This is a genomic window from Pseudomonas sp. AO-1, assembly GCF_019775695.1.
Classification (GTDB): Bacteria; Pseudomonadota; Gammaproteobacteria; order Pseudomonadales; family Pseudomonadaceae; genus Aquipseudomonas; species Aquipseudomonas parakoreensis.
The window spans coordinates 6,688,160-6,709,374 of record NZ_CP079947.1; the positions used below are offsets into that span (position 1 = coordinate 6,688,160).

Annotated in this window: 20 protein-coding genes; 11 read left to right on the forward strand and 9 right to left on the reverse strand. The window is 60.7% G+C overall.

The window, feature by feature from the left end; all coding sequences use genetic code 11:
• Positions 1-133: 133 nt before the first annotated feature.
• On the forward strand, positions 134-1,111 hold the full coding sequence (locus KVQ82_RS30485; RefSeq protein WP_086794075.1) for an NADPH:quinone reductase: 978 nt from the start codon (positions 134-136) through the stop codon (positions 1,109-1,111).
• Positions 1,112-1,176: 65 nt separating this feature from the next.
• Here the strand turns inward: KVQ82_RS30485 and KVQ82_RS30490 are convergent, their stop codons facing one another.
• The 4 genes from KVQ82_RS30490 to KVQ82_RS30505 all read right to left on the reverse strand — a co-directional run bounded on the left by KVQ82_RS30490 (position 1,177) and on the right by KVQ82_RS30505 (position 4,910).
• Positions 1,177-1,851, reverse strand: a complete 675-nt coding sequence (locus tag KVQ82_RS30490; protein WP_108181239.1) for a hypothetical protein — start codon at positions 1,849-1,851, stop codon at positions 1,177-1,179.
• Positions 1,852-2,091: 240 nt separating this feature from the next.
• A complete protein-coding gene (locus KVQ82_RS30495) occupies positions 2,092-2,649 on the reverse strand; it encodes an L-threonylcarbamoyladenylate synthase (RefSeq protein WP_007962683.1) in 558 nt (185 codons plus the stop codon).
• A gap of 55 nt (positions 2,650-2,704) precedes the next feature.
• Positions 2,705-3,805, reverse strand: a complete 1,101-nt coding sequence (gene dprA, locus KVQ82_RS30500; RefSeq protein ID WP_222017483.1) for a DNA-processing protein DprA — start codon at positions 3,803-3,805, stop codon at positions 2,705-2,707.
• A gap of 79 nt (positions 3,806-3,884) precedes the next feature.
• Positions 3,885-4,910, reverse strand: coding sequence for a LysM peptidoglycan-binding domain-containing protein (locus KVQ82_RS30505; RefSeq protein WP_041073622.1), 1,026 nt, complete (start codon positions 4,908-4,910; stop codon positions 3,885-3,887).
• A gap of 159 nt (positions 4,911-5,069) precedes the next feature.
• Between KVQ82_RS30505 and def the strand changes: the two genes are divergently transcribed.
• From def to KVQ82_RS30530, 5 genes are all read left to right on the forward strand, one after another.
• The gene (def, locus tag KVQ82_RS30510) at positions 5,070-5,576 is read left to right on the forward strand and encodes a peptide deformylase (RefSeq protein WP_027610272.1); all 507 of its coding nucleotides are present in this window, start codon (positions 5,070-5,072) and stop codon (positions 5,574-5,576) included.
• Positions 5,577-5,633: 57 nt separating this feature from the next.
• The gene (gene fmt / locus KVQ82_RS30515) at positions 5,634-6,593 is read left to right on the forward strand and encodes a methionyl-tRNA formyltransferase (RefSeq protein WP_108181237.1); all 960 of its coding nucleotides are present in this window, start codon (positions 5,634-5,636) and stop codon (positions 6,591-6,593) included.
• Positions 6,590-7,900: a 16S rRNA (cytosine(967)-C(5))-methyltransferase RsmB gene (gene rsmB / locus KVQ82_RS30520; protein WP_222017484.1), complete on the forward strand. Its 1,311-nt coding sequence runs from the start codon at positions 6,590-6,592 to the stop codon at positions 7,898-7,900. The genes fmt and rsmB overlap by 4 nt, the downstream gene beginning before the upstream one ends.
• 22 nt (positions 7,901-7,922) lie before the next feature.
• Positions 7,923-9,299: a Trk system potassium transporter TrkA gene (trkA, locus tag KVQ82_RS30525; RefSeq protein WP_003220233.1), complete on the forward strand. Its 1,377-nt coding sequence runs from the start codon at positions 7,923-7,925 to the stop codon at positions 9,297-9,299.
• A gap of 167 nt (positions 9,300-9,466) precedes the next feature.
• Positions 9,467-9,781, forward strand: a complete 315-nt coding sequence (locus tag KVQ82_RS30530) for a tetratricopeptide repeat protein (RefSeq protein ID WP_007960748.1) — start codon at positions 9,467-9,469, stop codon at positions 9,779-9,781.
• Between the two features lies 1 nt (position 9,782).
• Here KVQ82_RS30530 and KVQ82_RS30535 read toward each other — a convergent pair whose 3' ends face one another.
• The 3 genes from KVQ82_RS30535 to KVQ82_RS30545 all read right to left on the reverse strand — a co-directional run bounded on the left by KVQ82_RS30535 (position 9,783) and on the right by KVQ82_RS30545 (position 11,618).
• Positions 9,783-10,022, reverse strand: coding sequence for a PilZ domain-containing protein (locus tag KVQ82_RS30535; protein WP_041073615.1), 240 nt, complete (start codon positions 10,020-10,022; stop codon positions 9,783-9,785).
• A gap of 110 nt (positions 10,023-10,132) precedes the next feature.
• On the reverse strand, positions 10,133-11,020 hold the full coding sequence (locus KVQ82_RS30540) for a lysophospholipid acyltransferase (protein ID WP_047596996.1): 888 nt from the start codon (positions 11,018-11,020) through the stop codon (positions 10,133-10,135).
• 40 nt (positions 11,021-11,060) lie between these two features.
• A complete protein-coding gene (locus KVQ82_RS30545) occupies positions 11,061-11,618 on the reverse strand; it encodes a DNA-3-methyladenine glycosylase I (RefSeq protein ID WP_222017485.1) in 558 nt (185 codons plus the stop codon).
• A gap of 81 nt (positions 11,619-11,699) precedes the next feature.
• Here KVQ82_RS30545 and glyQ point away from each other — a divergent pair, with 81 nt between their 5' ends.
• From glyQ to KVQ82_RS30565, 4 genes are all read left to right on the forward strand, one after another.
• On the forward strand, positions 11,700-12,653 hold the full coding sequence (gene glyQ, locus KVQ82_RS30550; protein WP_003187265.1) for a glycine--tRNA ligase subunit alpha: 954 nt from the start codon (positions 11,700-11,702) through the stop codon (positions 12,651-12,653).
• Entirely contained in the window at positions 12,650-14,704 is a 2,055-nt protein-coding gene (gene glyS, locus KVQ82_RS30555) for a glycine--tRNA ligase subunit beta (protein WP_222017486.1), read from the forward strand. Before glyQ ends, glyS begins: the two co-directional genes overlap by 4 nt.
• A 4-nt stretch (positions 14,705-14,708) precedes the next feature.
• Positions 14,709-15,248 (forward strand): D-glycero-beta-D-manno-heptose 1,7-bisphosphate 7-phosphatase, encoded by a 540-nt coding sequence (gmhB, locus tag KVQ82_RS30560; protein ID WP_198758022.1) that lies wholly within the window; start codon positions 14,709-14,711, stop codon positions 15,246-15,248.
• An 82-nt stretch (positions 15,249-15,330) separates the two neighbouring features.
• The gene (locus KVQ82_RS30565) at positions 15,331-16,110 is read left to right on the forward strand and encodes a 1-acyl-sn-glycerol-3-phosphate acyltransferase (protein WP_222017487.1); all 780 of its coding nucleotides are present in this window, start codon (positions 15,331-15,333) and stop codon (positions 16,108-16,110) included.
• A gap of 167 nt (positions 16,111-16,277) precedes the next feature.
• On the opposite strand, the gene KVQ82_RS30570 is transcribed toward KVQ82_RS30565, so the two are convergent.
• Positions 16,278-17,810, reverse strand: coding sequence for a HAMP domain-containing sensor histidine kinase (locus KVQ82_RS30570; RefSeq protein ID WP_222017489.1), 1,533 nt, complete (start codon positions 17,808-17,810; stop codon positions 16,278-16,280).
• A gap of 168 nt (positions 17,811-17,978) precedes the next feature.
• Between KVQ82_RS30570 and KVQ82_RS30575 the strand changes: the two genes are divergently transcribed.
• Positions 17,979-18,698, forward strand: coding sequence for a response regulator transcription factor (locus KVQ82_RS30575; protein WP_222017491.1), 720 nt, complete (start codon positions 17,979-17,981; stop codon positions 18,696-18,698).
• 97 nt (positions 18,699-18,795) lie between these two features.
• Here KVQ82_RS30575 and gyrB read toward each other — a convergent pair whose 3' ends face one another.
• The gene (gene gyrB, locus KVQ82_RS30580) at positions 18,796-21,213 is read right to left on the reverse strand and encodes a DNA topoisomerase (ATP-hydrolyzing) subunit B (RefSeq protein ID WP_007960764.1); all 2,418 of its coding nucleotides are present in this window, start codon (positions 21,211-21,213) and stop codon (positions 18,796-18,798) included.
• Between the last annotated feature and the right edge of the window lie 2 nt (positions 21,214-21,215).

A 21,215-nucleotide genomic window follows, 5' to 3' on the forward strand; every position in this document is an offset into this window, starting at 1 on the left:
GCACGCCCCGCAGGCAGGGGGCGGCGCAAATGGGCGCGTAGCATAACACCGCAGGCAAGCGTGCCGCAGTTGACGAAGATCAAGCAGGGGAGTTGGATAGGGGGCTTACAAACGACCCAAGGAGAGCAGGCAGATGGCAAAGCGTATCCAGTTCCGTGCCCATGGCGGTCCCGAAGTGCTCGAGTATGTTGACTACCAGCCCGCCGCGCCCGGCCCGAATCAGGTGCGGGTGGCCAACAAGGCGATCGGCCTGAACTTCATCGACACCTATTACCGCAGCGGTCTGTATGCCCCGCCAGCCTTGCCGTCCGGCCTGGGCGCGGAAGGTGCCGGCATCGTCGATGCGGTGGGCAGCGACGTCACCCGGTTCAAGGTCGGCGACCGCGTCGCCTACGGCAGCGGCCCGTTGGGTGCCTACAGCGATTTGCACACCCTGCCCGAAGCCAATCTGGTGAAGCTGCCGGACGAGATCAGCTTCGAGACCGCAGCCGGGGTCATGCTCAAGGGCCTGACCGTGCAGTACCTGCTGCGCCAGACCTATGAGCTCAAGGGCGGCGAAACTATTCTGTTCCACGCCGCTGCCGGGGGTGTCGGTTCATTGGCCTGCCAATGGGCCAAGGCACTGGGCGTGAAGTTGATCGGCACGGTCAGCTCGAAGGAAAAAGCCGAACTGGCCAAGGCCAACGGCGCCTGGGCGACCATCGATTACAGCCACGAAAACGTGGCAGAGCGGGTGCTGGAGCTGACCGATGGCCAGAAAGTCCCGGTGGTGTACGACGGCGTCGGCAAGGACACTTGGCTGACCTCGCTCGACAGCGTCTCGCCGCGCGGACTGGTGGTGAGTTTCGGCAACGCCTCCGGTGCAGTGGACGGGGTCAATCTGGGGATTCTCGCGGCCAAGGGTTCGCTGTACGTGACCCGGCCAACCCTGGCGACCTACGCCAACAACGCCGAGAACCTGCAGCGCATGGCCGACGAGCTGTTCGAGATGATCATCAGCGGCAAGCTCAAGGTCGACATCAGCCAGCGCTATTCACTGGCTGATGCGGCGAAGGCGCAGACCGAACTGTCGGCGCGACGCACCACCGGCTCGACCATCCTGCTGCCCTGATCCACCTTCGGCGGCTTGCCAGTCAGGGTTGCAACTTCCTGGCTGGCAACACCGTTCGAACGCGTTCAACACCTCGGCAGATGACACTCCAACGGTTTCTGCACCAAATGGCCAACCGTCGCGTGATCCGGCGGTTGAACCGCCGCGAGGATTTGCCGCCATTCGGCTGACACCACCCAGTAATCGCCGCGTGCGCGCTGTTCGATGTGCAGCGCGTTGGAGGCGATCGGCATCAGCCCGAAACGCTGGTAAAAGCGCAGCTGTTGCGATCTGCACAACGCGGTCACGCCCTTATAGCCGCGTTTGATGGCCCATTCGGTAGCGGCTGCCAACAGACCATTGACCGCGATGGGTAGCTGATTGGGTGTGTAGGAGATCAAGCGGCTGAATTCGACATGGCGCGACAGCGCCGCCGTGGGAGAAACGTGTTGCTGCGCCAGCGATACCCATTCGAACGGTGCCGGAGTCGCCCTCAATACCGCCAGCAGTTGATCGTGGCGATACAGCAGAAAGTGAGTACTGCGCGACTTTATCGCCAGTCTGGTTTCGAGCATCCGCGCCCGTGAAGTCAGCATGTAATGCTGCAGCCGAAGCCGAAATTGTCGATCGATAAACCGGTCGAACTCCTGAGTATCCGCCCCCGCCTCAAGCATCACGATGCGACACCCGTCATGGTGACTCTTCAACGTCACCTGAAGCGCCCGCAGGTAATCCGTGAGTTGCAAATTCGTAGTGTCCATTCTTTCTCCGCAGACCTTAACTTATCGAAGTGTTTCAAGTGCAGGGAAAGGATGGTTGCTTTTGGCAATTCCGCCACGCCAGAAAGTCTGATAATCAGGTGGGAAATATCAATGAATACGGACACTTGGCGACTTTTCCGACATGGAAAACAGCGTCATTGCAGGATAAATCGCAGGCAGGCGTAGTCTTCCTCGCCATTCAGGCGAGGAAGACTCACGGTAAAGGTTTTCGACGCAGGATCAGTCGGGACGAATGACCTTGCCGGTTGCCAGATCGCGGATCACGCTGGGGTTCTTGCGCCCACCCAGTTGGCCGCCGAGGATCAGATCGATCTGCCCCCGGAAATACTGCTCGACGCGCAACCGCGTGCGCGCCGCTGGCCGCCCCTGCGGGTTGGCCGAAGTCGAGATCAACGGCCCGACCATCGAGCACAGATCCCGCACCTGCGGATGATCGCTGACCCGCAAAGCCACGGTGTCGTGCACGCCCGTCACCCATTCCGGCAACAGGTTCTGATGCGGCACCAGCCAGGTGTTCGGCCCCGGCCAGGTGCTGGCCATGCGGTCGATCCATTCTTGCGGGAAATCTTCGAACAGGAAGTCGAACTGACGGATATTGTCGGCGACCAGGATCAGGCCCTTGTCCACCGAACGGTTCTTGATCGCCAGCAGTCGATCCACCGCCTCTTCATTCCACGGGTCGCAACCCAGCCCCCAGACGGCTTCGGTTGGATAGGCAATCACCGCTCCGGCGCGAATCTCTCGTGCGGCTTGTTGCACACGCCAACTGTTGACCATGAAAAAACTCTCCGCAAACAGGTTTTGCGCAGTTTACCGATCTTCCCTGTAAAACCTAGCGTGTCCTGGCCAGCCAGCGACCGTTTTCACACACCGCACGGCCGTCCATTTCCAGTTCGGTCAGCGCCGCCAGCACTTTGGGCAACGCCCAGCCACAGCTGTCGGCCAACGCCTCAGTGGTGTGCGGCGCTGCATGCAGCAAGGCAAGCAACGGGTGTCCGGCCTCCGGCATCTCTGTGGATAATGGCAGCTGCTGCCAGCCGCGCAGGGCTTCGAGGATGTGTTCGATGGTTTCCACCAGCACCGCACCGTCGCGGATCAACTGGTGACAGCCGCGCGCGCCGGGGTGGTGAATCGAGCCAGGAATCGCATAGACCTCGCGGCCCTGTTCCGCCGCCAGTCGTGCGGTGATCAGCGAACCGCTGGCGACACTGGCCTCTACCACCAGCACGCCCAGGGACAGACCACTGATGATCCGGTTGCGTCGGGGAAAATTGCTCGCCGTCGGGCCGGCGTCCAGGGGAAACTCTGAAAGCACCGCACTGCCGGAGGCGATCATTGCATCGGCAAGGCGACGATTGCGCTGTGGATAAAATTTTTCCAGTCCCGTGCCAAGCACGCCGACGGTTTGTCCGCCGACGTCCAGCGCCGCTTGATGGGCCGCCGCATCGATACCCAACGCCAAACCACTGGTGATGACAAAACCGGCCCCGGCCAGGCTACGGGAAAACGCTGCGGCGGTGTCCATGCCCGGACGTGAAGCACGGCGACTGCCAACCATCGCCAGTTGCGGTTTTTCCAGCATCAGCGGATTGCCGGCCACAAACAACAGCGGTGGCGGGTCGGGAATCTGCGCCAGCAGCGCCGGATAATCCGCTTGATCCCACATCAGCACATGCTGCTGCGGCTGCTCTAGCCAGCGCAATGCATGGCTCGCGCCATCGCGCACTTCGCAACTGCGCCGAGCGTCACTGCACGCCGCCGGCAAACCCAGCGCACGCCAGGCACTGCCTGGCGCACTGATGGCTTTTGACGCCGAGCCGAAGGCTTCGAGTAGCTTGGCAAAACGTTTCGGGCCGATTTCCGGCAAGCGGTGCAGGCGCAAACGCGCTTCCAGTTCCGCAGGGGAAATGGAGGTACTGGCAGACAGCATCATGGATCATCCTTGATCGTTATAAGTCCCGAACCATTCGGAACAAGCTGTGGATAACTCTGTTGGTAACTTGTTAAGCCTGCTAAGGATTTCGCACCTTGTCGAGCACCGCCAACGAGCGTGATGCGTTGAGTACGAGGCCGTAACTGAGCTTGTCGTAGGTGCGGAACACCATCAGCAGACCGGCCCGTTCGTCAGGAATTTTCAGCGGCTGGCCGGTGATCCGGTCACGCACGGTTTCCCCGGTTTTCATCACCACCAGCACATTGCCTTCGGCGAGGCCGTCGCGCCTGCCCTTGTTCAGGGTGACCACGTCCATTACGCCGATCTGCGTGACACCACGCGGCACGTCGATGATCAGTCCATTGATGTGGGTGCTCGGGGCGCTGGGCATGAAGGTCGAATTGACCGAGCGCTCTTCGCCGCTGAACAGGCGGTCGCCCAGACGCACTTCCTGAGTCGTGCGTTGCAGGGCGAGGGTGGCGACGTCGCCTTCGGTGGCGACGATTTCACCGCCACCGATATCGTCGGCGTTGATCCCCAGGAACTCCTTGGTCTGCGGGTCGGTATAGACCTTGCCCTGGCGGAAGATGCCGTACACCGGCTGATTCGGGTCGAAATGCCCGCGAGCGAAGATTCGGTCACCGGTGCCGCTCAATACGCGCTCGGCATCGCCGGCGACGATGTACGGCGCCTTGTCGAAGTCTTCGACTTTGTCGACGATGCGGTTGCTCAGCAGAAAGCTGTTGATCGATTTCAGCGGAATGCTCGGAATGGCCTCGGCCACCGGGCTGGTGCGGATGCGTGGCGACAGCTTGATGGTGCCCCGTGACTCGCCGCGCTTGAGGGTCAGTTGCGGCTGGCCGTTGACGTAACTGAGCGTCAGCGTGTCGCCGGGGTAGATCAGGTTGGGGTTTTCAATTTGCGGATTGGCCCGCCACAGCTGTGGCCATTGCCAGGGCTCGCGCAGGTATTTGCCGGAAATGTCCCAGAGGGTGTCTCCCGAAACCACCGTGTATTGCTGTGGAAAACCATCCCTGAGTTGCACTTGCCCTTGCGCAGCCGCGGCCGAAGCCAGAAGCAGCAGGGCGAGTAGTGTTTTCCTCATGCAGCGAATCCCTTTATCATGTGCGTTCGCGTGAACCGTCAGAGCCCCCGTGGCTCGCTACTGCAAATTGCATTAGCTACGCTTCACAACGGTAGTCTGCATCTTCGGACCTGCCAGGCCATCGACCCGACTTTACTCAATACGTGCAGCAATCAGCCTATGGCCATTTTAAACATCCTCGAATTCCCGGACCCGCGTCTGCGTACTATCGCCAAGCCTGTGGCTGTAGTGGACGACGAAGTGCGTCAGTTGGTCGATGACATGTTTGAAACAATGTATGAAGCGCCGGGCATCGGCCTCGCCGCGACCCAGGTCAACGTGCACAAACGTATCGTCGTGATGGACCTTTCCGAAGACCGCACCGAACCCCGGGTGTTCATCAACCCCGAGTTCGAATCGCTGACCGACGAGATGGATCAATACCAGGAAGGCTGCCTGTCGGTGCCGGGTTTCTACGAAAACGTCGACCGCCCGCAGAAGGTAAAAATCAAGGCACTGGACCGCGATGGCCAGCCTTACGAACTGATCGCCGAAGGCCTGCTCGCGGTGTGCATCCAGCACGAGTGCGACCACCTCAATGGCAAGTTGTTCGTCGATTACCTGTCCACGCTCAAACGCGACCGGATCAAGAAGAAACTGGAAAAGCTGCACCGCCAGAACGCTTGATGCCCCTCTTCAAAGGCTTGCTGCGGCAAGCCTTTTTCTTTTTATGAGACTCCTTTCATGACTGAGCCACTGCGCATCGTTTTTGCCGGCACCCCGGAATTCGCCGCCGAACATCTCAAGGCCCTGCTGAACAGCCCTTACGAGATCGTTGCGGTCTACACCCAACCGGATCGTCCGGCCGGTCGTGGGCAAAAACTGATGCCGAGCCCGGTTAAGCAGTTGGCGCAGGAAAATAATATCCAGGTGTTGCAGCCGCCGACCCTGCGCAACGCTGAGGCTCAGGCTGAACTCGCCGCACTGAAGCCGGACTTGATGGTGGTGGTCGCCTACGGCCTGATCCTGCCGCAAGCCGTGCTGGATATTCCGCGCTTGGGCTGCATCAACAGCCACGCTTCGCTGCTGCCACGCTGGCGCGGTGCGGCGCCGATCCAGCGCGCCGTGGAACACGGTGATGCCGAAAGCGGCGTGACCGTGATGCGCATGGAAGCGGGCCTCGACACCGGACCGATGCTGCTCAAGGTCGTGACCCCGATCAGCGCCAACGACACCGGCGGCACGCTGCACGACCGCCTCGCCGAAATGGGTCCGCCCGCCGTGGTCCAGGCAATTGCCGGTCTGGCCGCCGGAACCCTCGAAGGCGAAGTGCAGAACGACGAGCTCGCCACCTACGCCCACAAACTGAACAAAGACGAAGCGCGCCTCGACTGGAGCCGTCCGGCGGTCGAACTGGAGCGTCTGGTGCGTGCTTTCAACCCATGGCCGATCACCCACAGCACCCTCAATGGCGAAGCGCTGAAGGTATTGGCCGCCACGCTGGCTGACGGCAATGGCGCACCGGGTGAAATCCTCAGCGCCAGCAAGGACGGCCTGATCGTCGCCTGCGGTGAGCAGGCACTGTGCCTGACCCGCCTGCAACTGCCCGGCGGCAAGGCGCTGAACTTCGCCGATCTGTTCAACAGCCGCCGCGAGAAATTTGCCGTCGGCACTGTGTTGGGTGCAGCGGTGGACGCGCAATGAACCCGCGTCTGGCCGCCGCCAAGGCACTCGCCGCCGTGCTCAGTGGCAAGGCATCGCTGAACAGCTCCCTGCCGACGCAACTGGATAAGGTCGAAGACCGTGATCGCGGTTTCACCCAGGATCTGGCGTTCGGCACCGCGCGCTGGCAGCCACGGCTGTCGGCACTGGCGGAAAAACTTTTGCAGAAACCGTTCAAGGCTGCCGACGCCGATGTCGAGGCGTTGCTGCTGGTCGGTCTCTATCAACTGCTTTACACCCGCGTGCCGCCGCACGCGGCCATCGGCGAAACCGTCGGTTGCGCCGACAAGCTGAAAAAGCCGTGGGCCAAGGGGTTACTGAATGCCGTGCTGCGCAACGCCCAGCGCGAAAGCGAGACGATTTTCGCCGAGCTTGAGCGCGATCCGGTGGTGCGCACCGCCCACCCGCGCTGGCTGCAAAAATCCCTGAAAGCCTTCTGGCCTGAGCAGTGGGAAGCGATCTGCGCCGCGAATAACGCGCACCCGCCGATGATCCTGCGGGTCAACCGCCGGCATCACAGCCGCGACGCCTACCTCGGCTTGCTGACTGAAGCGGGTATCGTTGCGGCGCCATGCGTTTACAGCCGCGACGGCATCGTCCTCGAAGCCGCCACCGACGTGCGCAGCCTGCCGGGTTTTGCCGAAGGCTGGATCAGCGTGCAGGACGAAGCGGCGCAATTGGCCGCCGATCTGCTCGATCTCGCCCCCGGCCAGCGCGTACTCGACGCCTGCTGCGCTCCGGGTGGCAAGACCTGCCACATCCTCGAAGCCGAGCCGGCGCTGGCCGGCTTGGTGGCGGTGGATCTGGAAGCCAAGCGTCTGGTGCGCGTAAAGGAGAACCTTGAGCGGCTGGGCCTGAGCGCCGAGCTGATTGCCGCCGACGGCCGCGACACCGCCGCGTGGTGGGACGGCAAGCCGTTCCAGCGCATCCTGCTCGACGCGCCATGCTCGGCCACCGGCGTGATCCGCCGCCACCCGGACATCAAGCTGACCCGTCAGGCCGACGACATCGCCGCCCTCGCGCAACTGCAAGGCGAGCTGCTCGACGCCCTGTGGAAAACCCTGGAAGTCGGCGGCATGCTGCTCTACGCCACGTGCTCGACCTTGCCAACCGAGAACACCGACGTCATCGCCGCGTTTCTCGAGCGCACGCCGGGTGCCCGCGAACTGGATCTGGCGACCACCGCCGGGATCAAACAGCCCCACGGTCGCCAATTGCTGGCCCAGCAGGGCGGGCATGACGGGTTCTACTACGCCAAGCTGATCAAGATCGCTGCCGCGCGCGGCTAAACGGATTCAACGGAGTGACTGGATGAAAATCATCATCCTCGGTGCGGGGCAGGTCGGCGGTTCGCTGGCCGAACATCTGGCGAGCGAAGCCAACGACATCACCGTGGTCGACACCGACGGCGAGCGCCTGCGCGACCTCGGCGACCGTCTCGACATCCGCACCATTCAGGGCCGCGGCTCGCTGCCGTCGGTATTGCGTCAGGCCGGCGCCGACGATGCCGATATGCTCGTGGCGGTGACCAACAGCGACGAAACCAACATGGTCGCCTGCCAGGTCGCGCACACGCTGTTCCACACCCCGACCAAGATCGCCCGGGTGCGCGAAGCGTCCTACCTCAATCGCGAAGAACAGCTGTTCCAGAATGAAGCGATTCCGGTCGACGTGCTGATCAGCCCCGAGCAAGTGGTGACCAACTACATCAAGCGTCTGATCCAGCATCCGGGCGCGCTGCAAGTGATCGATTTCGCCGAAGGCCAGGCGCAACTGGTGGCGGTGCGCGCCTATTACGGCGGACCGCTGGTGGGCCAGCAACTGCGCCAGTTGCGCGAGCACATGCCGAATGTCGAGACGCGTGTCGCGGCTATTTTCCGCCGTGACCGACCGATCCTGCCTCAGGGCGATACGGTGATCGAGGCCGATGACGAAGTTTTCTTCATCGCCGCCCGTGAGAATATTCGCGCGGTGATGAGCGAAATGCGCCGTCTCGACGAAACCTACAAGCGCATCGTGATTGCCGGTGGCGGGCAGATCGGCGAGCGTCTGGCCGAGGCCATCGAAAGCCGCTACCAAGTGAAGATCATCGAGATGAACCCGGCACGCTGCCGCTATCTCTCCGACACCCTCGACAGCACCGTGGTGCTGCAGGGCAGTGCGTCGGACCGTGATCTGCTGCTGGAGGAGAACATTGCAGACGCCGATATCTTCCTCGCGCTAACCAACGATGACGAAGCCAACATCATGTCGTCGCTGCTGGCCAAACGGCTGGGGGCGAAGAAGGTGATGACGATCATCAACAACCCGGCGTACGTCGACCTGATTCAGGGGGGCGACATCGACATCGCCATCAGTCCGCAACTGGCGACCATCGGCACTTTGCTCGCTCACGTACGGCGTGGCGATATCGTCAGTGTGCATTCACTGCGTCGGGGTGCGGCGGAAGCCATTGAGGCGATTGCCCACGGCGATGCGAAGTCGAGCAAGGTCATCGGCCGGCCGATCGAGAAAATCGGCCTGCCGCCGGGCAGCACGATCGGTGCGATCATCCGCAACGAAGAAGTGATCATCGCCCACGACGATACGGTGATCGAAACGGGTGACCATGTGATTCTGTTCCTTGTGGATAAAAAGCATATCCGCGATGTGGAGAAGCTGTTTCATGTGGGTCTGAGCTTCTTCTGATCCTGAATGAGCGGTGCCTTCATTGGCCCCATCGCTGGCAAGCCAGCTCCCACAGGTTTTTCGGTTGTTCACAAATGTGATGTGCACCCGAGATCCTTGTGGGAGCTGGCTTGCCAGCGATGGCGGCACCGCAGATCTTTCTGAAGCACTAGAAAAGGACTCCACCGATGCTCGAATCCCTGGAAAAAATGCTCGCCAAGGGTGTGGATAACTCATTGCTGCGCTTTGGCCTGGGCAAGGGTTATCTGGATTTGGGAGAGAACGCCAAGGCAGCCGAGCATTTCCAGCGCTGTGTCGGTTTCGACCCGAAGTACTCGGCGGCGTGGAAACTATTGGGCAAGGCTCAGCTTGCACTGGGCGAGCACGCCGCCGCGCGGCAGGCGTGGGAGCAAGGTCTGGAAGCCGCCCGCGCCCATGGCGACAAGCAGGCGGAGAAGGAAATGACCGTGTTTCTGAAGAAGCTCGACCGCCAGGCGCAATAAGCTAGAGATAGCGCAGGCCAATGCCCTCGGCATCCACCGTGACCACTTCCATTCGCACCCGTGGCGCGCCTGTGGGTAAACCTTGCACCTGACCATAAACCACCGCGCCTTTGGGCAACGAAGCCAGGCCTGGATGCTGGACATACACGCCGGTGGCCGACAGATTGCGCGTCTGCCCCAGGCACTCACCGAAGCTGTCGTGGGTGATCTTGATGCGGAAGGATTTGCGTTGTTCGGACATCTTTATGCGCCCTTGTATGAACGAGGCTGTGGATAAGCCGCAGAAGCTGGATCAAAAGATCGCAGCCTGCGGCAGCTTCTGCAGGTTATCCACAGAGTGTGCCAACTTGCTCAGTACCAGCGCGCTTCGCCCGGTGGACGTTTTTTGAAGCGCTTCATGCTCCACATGTACTGGCTCGGATACGCCGCGACATAGCGCTCGACCACTTTGCTCATGGCCGCACAGGACTCCTCGGTATCGGTGCTGTACATGGCTTCGGGCGCCGCCTCGAGGATCACTTTGTAGCCGGAACCGTCCGGCAGACGCAGGGCGTGCAGGAACACGCCGACCGCTTTGCCGCCGGCGAGCATGTTCGGCACGAATTTGCTGGTCAGCGCCTGGGTGGCGAAGAACGGCACGAAAATCCCGGCGGATTCGGCCGGTTCCGGGTCAGCCGGAATGCCCACTGCACCACCTTTGCGCACTTCCTTGATGACGCTGAGGATGCCTTCCTTGGTGGAAGCAGCGACTTTGTTGCCCAGTTGCACGCGTTGCTTGCGCAGCAATTCATCCACCGCCTTGAGCTTTGGCGGGCGGTAGAAAATGATCGGTTTGCACTGGCTGCAATAGAAGTGGTTGAGCACTTCCCAGTTGCCCAGATGGCTGGTGATGCCGACCACCCCTTTGCCCGAGGCCAGCGCATCCTTGAGGATGTCGAGGCCCTCAACTTCGCGCACCAGATCGATCGAACGCTGAGCCGGCCAGATCCAGGCGCACGCGCTTTCGGTCAGGGATTTGCCGATGTCTTTCAGGCTCTGGCCGACCAGGCGCTCGCGCTCGGCCGGGTCCATCTGTGGAAAACATTTGGAAAGGTTGATCCGCACCACGTCGCGGGAACGGTTGGGGGTTTTCCACATGATCCAGCCGATCGCCGAACCCACGGCCTGCACGGCCCGCCATGGCAGCAGGGCAAACAGCCGCAGAGCGCCTACCAGCAAGGCGCCTTTAAACTTTTCCACAGGTCACTCCTGATTTTGTGCTGTGCGCGAGGCGGCCATTCTAACCGCCGTTGACCAGCTGCGCGTAGCGGTCACAGTCCTGAGTGTGATCCATGACCATGCCCGAAGCCTGCATCAGTGCGTAGCAAATGGTTGGGCCAACGAAGGTGAAACCGGCCTTTTTCAGGGCCTTGCTCATTGCCAGCGCTTCGGGCGTGATCGCCGGGACTTCGCTGCGATCCTTGAAATGATTGATGATCGGTCGACCGCCGACAAACGACCAGAGAAAGGCCACCGGGTCTTCCAGCGCCAGCCAGGCCTGGGCATTGCGCCGGGCGGCATTGAGTTTGAGGCGGTTGCGGATGATCCCCGGATCGAGCATCAATTCAGCGATTTCGGCGTCGCTCATCTGCGCCACGCGCTGCACGTCGAAGCCGTACAACACCTCGCGGTAGCGCTCGCGTTTACGCAGCACGGTGATCCACGACAGCCCGGCCTGGAACCCTTCGAGCAAAAGCAACTCGAACAAACCCTGCGCATCGCGTAGCGGCGTGCCCCACTCCTGATCGTGATAAGCCATGTACAGCGGATCTTCGGTACACCAAAAGCAGCGTGGCATAAGGCTCCAGGGGGTGGAGGTGCGACTGAATCGGGTATACTCCCGCTCTTTAAATCGCAGCCCAAGAAACAGGTGAATTTCGTGAGCCAGCCTACGCCAGCCGTGCGTACCTTCCAAGACTTGATCCTCGCGCTCCAGCAATACTGGGCCGAGCAAGGTTGTGTGGTACTTCAGCCCTACGATATGGAAGTAGGCGCCGGCACTTTCCACACCGCGACCTTCCTGCGCGCCATCGGCCCGGAAACCTGGAACGCCGCCTACGTGCAGCCAAGCCGCCGTCCGACTGACGGCCGCTACGGGGAAAACCCGAACCGTCTGCAGCACTACTATCAGTTCCAGGTGGTCCTGAAGCCGAACCCGGACAATTTCCAGGAACTGTACCTGGGCTCGCTCAAGCATGTCGGCCTGGACCCGCTGGTCCACGACATTCGCTTCGTCGAAGACAACTGGGAATCGCCGACCCTCGGCGCCTGGGGTCTGGGCTGGGAAGTCTGGCTCAACGGCATGGAAGTGACCCAGTTCACTTACTTCCAGCAGGCTGGCGGCATCGAGTGCTACCCGGTGACCGGCGAGATCACTTACGGTCTGGAACGTCTGGCCATGTACCTGCAGGGCGTGGATTCGGTCTACGACCTGGTCTGGGCTGACGGTCCGTTCGGCAAAGTGACCTACGGCGACGTGTTCCACCAGAACGAAGTGGAGCAGTCCACCTACAACTTCGAACACGCCAACGTCGACAAACTGTTCGAACTGTTCGACTTCTATGAAAGCGAAGCCAAGCGCCTGATCGAACTCGACCAGCCGCTGCCGTTGCCAAGCTACGAAATGGTCCTGAAGGCCTCGCACACCTTCAACCTGCTGGATGCGCGCCGGGCGATCTCGGTGACCGCGCGTCAGCAATATATTCTGCGCGTTCGCACCCTGGCGCGTTCCGTTGCGCAAGCCTACCTGCTGGCGCGCGCCAAGCTGGGCTTCCCGATGGCGACCCCGGACCTGCGTGACGAAGTACTGGCCAAGCTGGAGGCTGCACAATGAGTGCTCAAGATTTTCTGGTTGAACTGGGCACCGAAGAACTGCCACCCAAAGCCCTGAACACCCTGGCTGATGCGTTCCTCGCCGGTATCGACAAGGGCCTGCAAGCTGCCGGCCTGAGCTATGAAAGCAAAACCGTCTACGCCGCACCACGGCGTCTGGCCGTGCTGATCACGGCGCTGGCCACCCAGCAGCCGGATCGCAGCATCAACCTCGACGGCCCGCCACGTCAGGCCGCCTTCGACGCTGAAGGCAACCCGACTCAGGCCGCCCTGGGCTTCGCCAAGAAGTGCGGCGTCGAGCTGAGCGAAATCGACCAGAGCGGTCCGAAACTGCGCTACAGCCAGAACATCGCCGGCAAGCCGACCGCGAGCCTGCTGCCGACCATCGTCGAAGACTCGCTGAACGACCTGCCGATCCCGAAACGCATGCGTTGGGGGGCGCGCAAGGAAGAGTTCGTGCGTCCGACCCAATGGCTGGTGATGCTGCTCGGTGACCAGGTCATCGACTGCACCATCCTTGCGCAGAAAGCGGGCCGCGACTCCCGTGGTCACCGTTTCCACCATCCACAAAACGTGCGCATCGGTTCGCCGTCGAGCTACCTGGCCGACCTGCGTGCTGCTTATGTATTGGCCGACGCCAACGAGCGTCGCGAGATCATCAGCAAGCGCACCGAAGAGCTGGCGACCCGTCAGGAAGGCACGGCAATCGTGCCTCCGGCGCTGCTCGACGAAGTGACCGCGCTGGTTGAATGGCCGGTGCCGCTGGTGTGCTCGTTCGAGGAACGTTTCCTCGACGTGCCGCAGGAAGCACTGATTACCACCATGCAGGACAACCAGAAGTACTTCTGCCTGCTGGATGCCGAGGGCAAGTTGCTGCCGCGTTTCATCACCGTGGCGAACATCGAATCCAAAGACCCGCAGCAGATCATTGCCGGTAACGAGAAAGTGGTTCGACCACGCCTGACCGACGCCGAGTTCTTCTTCAAGCAAGACAAGAAGCAGAAACTCGAAGATTTCAACCTGCGCCTGCAGAACGTGGTGTTCCAGGAAAAACTCGGCAGCGTCTACGACAAGGCCGAGCGCGTTTCGAAACTGGCGGCGTACATTGCCGCGCGCATCGGCGGCAACGCTTCGTGGGCGGCCCGTGCCGGCTTGCTGTCGAAGTGCGACCTGGCCACCGAAATGGTCGGTGAGTTCCCGGAGATGCAAGGTGTCGCCGGTTACTACTACGCGCTCAATGACGGCGAGCCGGAAGATGTCGCGCTGGCGCTGAACGAGCAGTACATGCCACGCGGTGCCGGTGCTGAACTGCCGGCGACCCTGACCGGTGCGGCTGTCGCGATCGCCGACAAACTCGACACTCTGGTCGGTATCTTCGGTATCGGCATGCTGCCAACCGGCAGCAAAGACCCGTATGCCCTGCGCCGTGCGGCGCTGGGTGTGCTGCGCATCCTGATCGAGAAACAACTGGATCTGGACTTGAACGACGCCGTGGCCTTCGCCGTGACTGCGTTCGGCGCCAAGGTCAAGGCTGCCGGCCTGGCCGATTCGGTGCTGGAGTTCATCTTCGACCGTCTGCGGGCGCGTTATGAAGACGAAGGCGTCGATGTCGCCACTTACCTGTCGGTCCGTGCCCTGAAGCCAGGTTCGGCGCTGGACTTCGACCAGCGTGTGCAAGCGGTTCAGGCCTTCCGCAAACTGCCGGAAGCGGCAGCGCTGGCGGCGGTCAACAAGCGTGTATCGAACCTGTTGAGCAAGGTTGAAGGCTCGGTGCCGACCGTGGTCGAGGCCAAATACTTCGACAACGCCAACGAGTTCTCGCTGTATTCGGCGATCCAGCAAGCGGATCAGGCAGTGCAGCCAATGGCCGCAGCGCGTCAGTACAACGAATCGCTGGCGCGTCTGGCGGCATTGCGCGAACCGGTAGATGCGTTCTTCGACGCGGTCATGGTCAATGCCGAAGACGCCAAGGTCCGGGCCAACCGCTACGCGCTGCTGGCGCGCCTGCGTGGCCTGTTCCTCGGGGTTGCCGACATTTCGCTGCTGGGTTGAGGGACTGCTGTTGAAACTGCTGATTCTCGATCGGGACGGAGTGATCAATTACGACTCCGACGCTTACATCAAGTCGGTGGAGGAGTGGATTCCGTTGCCCGGCTCGATCGAGGCGATTGCGCAGTTGAGCAAGGCCGGCTGGACGGTGGCGGTCGCTACCAACCAGTCCGGTATTGCTCGCGGCTATTACGACCTCGCCACCCTCGACGCCATGCACGCGCGCTTGCGCGCGCTGGTGGCGGAGCAGGGCGGTGAAGTCGGGCTGATCGTGTATTGCCCGCACGGGCCGGACGAAGGTTGCGACTGTCGCAAGCCGAAACCGGGGATGTTGCAAACCATCGCGGCGCATTACAACGTGGCGCTGACGAATGTCTGGTTCGTCGGCGACAGCCTTGGTGACCTGGAGGCCGCCAAAGCCGTCGATTCACAGCCCGTTTTGGTAAAGACCGGGAAAGGCGAAAAAACTCTGGGCAAGACCCTTCCGGTCGGCACCCTGATTTTTGACGATCTGGCGGCGATTGCCGCAGAACTTATCCACAACTAGAGTGCTTCTGAATTTCCTGACCAGGGATTGATCGGGAGTGCGCTTGAACAGTCGGGCAGTGCCCGTAACGGTAAACGTCGCCATGTCGATACTGCAGGCCATCAGAATTTTTCTCTTTTACCTGCTGCTGGGCACCACTGCCTTGCTGTGGTGCAGCCTGAGCTTTTTTATCGCGCCCTTTCTGCCGTTCAAGGCGCGTTATCGTTTTATCAACGTGTACTGGTGCCGTTGCGCCTTGTGGTTGACCAAGGTGTTTCTCGGCATTCGTTACGAAATCAAAGGCGCGGAAAACGTGCCGGACCGGCCCTGTGTGATTCAGTCGAACCACCAGAGCACCTGGGAGACGTTCTTTCTCTCCGCTTATTTCTCGCCCTTGAGCCAGGTGCTCAAGCGTGAATTGCTGTACGTGCCGTTCTTCGGCTGGGCCATGGCCATGCTGCGGCCGATCGCGATTGACCGCGACAACCCGAAAGCCGCACTCAAGCAAGTCGCAGCCAAAGGCGATGAGCTGCTCAAGGACAACGTCTGGGTATTGATCTTCCCGGAAGGCACCCGCGTTCCCCACGGCACTATTGGCAAGTTCTCGCGCAGTGGCAGCGCCTTGGCGGTGAATGCGGCGCTTCCGGTCCTGCCGATTGCACACAATGCCGGCAAGTTCTGGCCGAAAATCGGCTGGGGCAAGACGCCGGGTGTGATCACCGTGGTCATCGGTCAGCCGATGTACGCCGAAGGCACTGGACCTCGCGCCATCGCCGATCTGAACGACCGGGTACAATCCTGGAACGAACAGACTCAGCGCGAAATGGGTTCGCTGCCACCGGCGCCGCAGGCACCTGCCGCGAATGATCAGCTGGCTGTCTGAGATTTTGTGGATAACCTGTGTACGGTTTTGTAGAAAAAGCCTGAATATTGAAAGTAACTTATTGATTTACTTATATATTTCTCAAGCTCATAAAATACCGTAAAAGGTGCATAAGTTTTTTTCGGAAGTAAAGAAACCGGCTGATATAGCCGGTTTTTTGTGCCTGTTCACTCGGCCATCAACGGTAGCTGCAGCCGGAACGTAGTGCCTTGATCGACGATGCTGTGGCACTCGATGCGACCGCCATGATGATCGATCACTGCCTTGACCATCGACAGCCCCAGCCCGATACCATCAATTCCCTGCGCCGATGAAAATCGTCGGTATTGAGTGAACAGATCCGGCAGTTCCTCGGCGGCAATGCCTTTGCCCTGATCGGTCAATTCACAGCACAGCCACTCGCCTTGGCAACTGACGCTTAATTGAATCGTGGTGCCTGCCGGGCTGTACTTGATGGCGTTTTCCAACAGGTTGAACAAGGCCCGGGTCAACAGGCCTTGATCCGCGCTGATCAGGCGTTCCTGGGATTGCTCATCCATCGCGTGCAACAGTTTGATGCTTTTCTGCTGAGCAATGGGCAGCGCCTGATCCAGCACGTCCAGCACCAGCATCGCGAACAGACTGGGTTGAAACTGGTAAGCCTCGGATTCCGCACGGGCCAGCAACACGAAACCATCGGTCAATTCCAACGCGCGGCGTACCTGGCGCTCGATCTGTTCGAACAGCGGTGAGTCCGCTCCGGCTTGATGGCGATGCACATCGAGCAGGGCCAAAATCGCTGAATGTGGGGCGCGCAGGTCGTGGGAAAGAAACCGCAACAAGACCCCACGCTGCTCTTCGGCGGCGCGTTCGGCACTCAGGTCGGTGAGGCTCAGCAGCCAGCCGATGGGGGTATCGCCATCCACCGGCAGCAAAGCCGCCCGTTCCAGACGCAAGCTGCGTTCCTTGTGATCGCGAAACTCCAGCAGCGCCAAGGTGGAAAGCGCCGGACGGGGTTCTGTGGACAACTCCGGATAACCGAGGCGGGCCAGTTGCTCGAGGACGTCGTCGCCAACCAGCGGGTGATCAAACAATACCCGCGCCTTGCGATTGCCGAGCAGGATCTGCCCCTTGGGATCGCTGATCAGGGTCGCCACCGGCAGGTATTCCAGACCGTCGGCAATGAAGCGCCGGGTATCGCGCGTGCGGCTCATGGCCTGCTCCAGCGCCATGATCTGGCCCTGCAGCTGGTCAGCGCTGGTGAATTGCGCGCGGCGCCGTTCCGGGAATACTTTCGGCTCGCGATCCAGCCGTGCCAGCTCCCAGCCAAAGTACGTCAGCACCACGCTCAGGCGCCGCCAGTTCCAGACCAGGTAGCCGAACAATATGCCAAGCGCTGCCGGCGTCGGTGACCACCAGTGACGAACTTCCGCCAGTCCGGCGCTGGTGAGCAACACACCCGCCACCCCACCCAGCGTTACCCAGATCGCCCAGCGCGGACGCCACGGCAGCAAACCGAGGACAACCGCCACCCATCCCGCCGAAAGCAACGCGCTCCAAACCGGTGACGCATCGTGCAGATTAATCTGCGCGCGATACGACAACAGGGCAGTCAGCGGCAACAGCACTAGACTTATCCACAACCACTCACGCACCAATCGCCGAAACAGGCGCTGAACCTGACTCGGCTCGCGGCTTTCACGTCGACGCGGGCTAATCATGACAAACAGGGCAGGGGACAGTGAATGGTTTCATGGGCCACAGGTCTGAGGATGTAGATCCGAAGAATCATAGCGGACGTCGACCGATGGTGAACGGCTTACTTTTATTGCTCAGGCCGAGCCGTTAACGTGGCCGGCCACTGCCCAAGCAACAAGGAACCCACGCGTATGCGCGTTGCGATACTGGATGATGAACCCGCCGAACTGCGTCGGGTCGAGCAAACCCTGCAGCAGATGGCAGCAGTGGGAGAGCAGCCTTGGTCGCTGCACAGCTTTGAACGGGGTGAGGACCTGTTGCGCCAGTTGCGTCGGGACACCTTCGACTTGCTGATCCTCGACTGGCAACTGCCCGACATCACTGGTCTGGCGCTGCTGCGCTGGACCCGCGAACACATGGAGTCGCCGCCCGCCGCGATCATGCTGACCAGCCGCGACGGCGAAAGCGATATCGTCCAGGCGCTGAATGCCGGTGCCGACGATTACGTCAGCAAGCCTTTCCGTCCCAACGAGCTGAAAGCCCGCGTCGCCGCCGTCCTGCGCCGGCACAGCCAGCCACGCAGCAGTGCTGGCGAAGTCCTTACCTTCAATGACCTGACCTTCGACGATGCCGAACTGAGTGTCACCCGCGAGGGAAAGTCAGTCGTCATGACCGAACGTGAGTACCGCCTGGCGCGGTGCCTGTTCAGTAACCTGGGTCGGCCGTTATCGCGGGAGTATCTGTACGAACGCTTCTGGCCGCATGAAGAAGTCGCGTCATCACGGCCGCTGGATACGCACATCTATCGCCTGCGCAACAAACTGGGACTGACGGCGGATCGGGGTTGGCAGTTGCTGACGATTTATGGGTATGGATATCGGTTGGAGAGTGTGACGGTTGCATCCGAGTAAAAATCAAAAGATCGGGCCGCGTTCGGACGATCTTTTGATCGGCCAACAAAAAGGCCAACGCTTGAGCGTTGGCCTTTTGGTTTGACGCCAACCGGGATCAGAAATCCAGGTTGGATACCGCCAATGCATTGCTTTCGATGAAGTCACGGCGAGGTTCGACCGCATCACCCATCAGGGTGTTGAAGATCTGGTCTGCGCCAATGGCGTCTTCGATGGTGACTTTCAGCATGCGGCGCACGCTTGGGTCCATGGTGGTTTCCCACAGCTGATCCGGGTTCATTTCGCCCAGACCTTTGTAGCGCTGGATGGTGTGGCGCTTGGTGCTTTCAGCCATCAGCCAGTCGAGGGCTTCCTTGAACTCGGTGACGGCTTTCTTGCGCTCGCCGCGCTGGATGTACGCGCCTTCGTCGAGCAGGGTGCTCAGTTGAGCGCCGAGGGTGACGACGGTCTTGTAGTCGTTGCTGCCGAAAAAGTCGCGGTTGAAGGTGACGTAGTTCGACAGACCGTGGGAGATCAGCTCGACCTCCGGCAGCCACACGCCACGTTCACGGTCTTCACGCAGGCTGGCCTTGTAGACCAGGCCCGACTTCTCGACGGTGCGTAGACGCACTTCGTACTGGGCCAGCCAGTCTTGCATCTTGGCGTGGTCGCCGAGCATTTCCAGGCTCACGGCCGGCAGGTAGATGAAGTGCTCGGTCAGCTCCTGCGGGTACAGGCGCGACAGACGCTTGAGGGTTTTCATCACCATGCGGAAGTCGTTCACCAGACGCTCGAGCGCTTCACCGGAAATGCCCGGGGCCTCTTCGTTCAGGTGCAGGCTTGCATCTTCCAGGGCCGACTGCGTCATGTACTCTTCCATGGCGTCGTCGTCTTTGATGTATTGCTCTTGCTTGCCTTTCTTGACCTTGTACAGCGGCGGCTGGGCGATGTAGATGTAACCGCGCTCGATCAACTCCGGCAACTGACGGAAGAAGAAAGTCAGCAGCAGGGTACGGATGTGCGAACCGTCGACGTCAGCATCGGTCATGATGATGATGTTGTGATAGCGCAGCTTGTCGATGTTGTACTCTTCGCGACCGATGCCGCAGCCCAGTGCGGTGATCAGGGTGCCCACTTCCTGGGACGAGATCATCTTGTCGAAGCGTGCTTTCTCGACGTTGAGGATCTTGCCCTTCAGCGGCAGGATCGCCTGGGTCTTGCGGTTACGTCCCTGCTTGGCAGAGCCGCCCGCGGAGTCACCTTCCACGAGGTACAGTTCGGACAGCGCCGGGTCTTTTTCCTGGCAGTCAGCAAGCTTGCCCGGCAGGCCGGCGATGTCCAGCGCGCCTTTGCGGCGGGTCATCTCACGGGCCTTGCGCGCCGCTTCACGGGCACGCGCCGCGTCGATCATCTTGCCGACGACCAGCTTGGCTTCGTTCGGGTTTTCCAGCAGGAAGTCGGAGAAGTACTTGCCCATCTCCTGCTCGACCGCAGTCTTCACTTCGGAAGACACCAGCTTGTCTTTGGTCTGCGAGCTGAATTTCGGATCCGGCACTTTCACCGAAATGATCGCGGTCAGGCCTTCACGGGCATCGTCACCGGTGGTGGCGACTTTGTGTTTCTTCGCCAGGCCTTCCTGCTCGATGTAGTTGTTCAGGTTACGTGTCAGTGCGGAACGGAAACCCACCAGGTGAGTACCGCCGTCGCGCTGTGGAATGTTGTTGGTGAAGCACAACAGGTTCTCGTTGAAGCTGTCGTTCCACTGCAGGGCGATTTCCACGCCAATGCCGTCTTCACGCTGGATATTGAAATGGAACACCTGATTGACCGCAGTCTTGTTGGTGTTCAGGTATTCAACGAACGCACGCAGGCCGCCTTCGTACTTGAACAGCTCTTCCTTGCCGCTGCGCTCATCCTTGAGGACGATGCCGACACCGGAGTTGAGGAAGGACAGTTCACGAATGCGCTTGGCCAGGATGTCCCAGCTGAAGTGAATGTTCTTGAAGGTTTCGCTGGATGCCTTGAAGTGGATCTGGGTACCGGTGGTTTCGCTGTCGCCAACGATCGCCATCGGTGCCTGAGGCACGCCGTGGACGTAGGTCTGTTCCCAGATCTTGCCGCTGCGGCGTACGGTCAGTACCAGCTCTTCGGACAGCGCGTTCACAACCGACACACCTACACCGTGCAGACCGCCGGAGACCTTGTAGGAGTTGTCGTCGAACTTACCGCCAGCGTGGAGGACGGTCATGATGACCTCGGCGGCGGAAACGCCTTCCTCCTTGTGCACGTCTACCGGGATGCCACGGCCGTTGTCTTTAACGGTGATGGACTCATCCGGGTGGATGATGATGCTGATGTCGTCGCAGTGGCCGGCGAGGGCTTCGTCGATCGAGTTGTCGACCACTTCGAACACCATGTGGTGCAGACCGCTGCCATCGTCAGTGTCACCAATGTACATACCGGGACGTTTGCGTACGGCATCCAGGCCTTTCAGCACTTTAATGCTCGTTGAGTCGTACGTATTTTCTTCGCTCAATG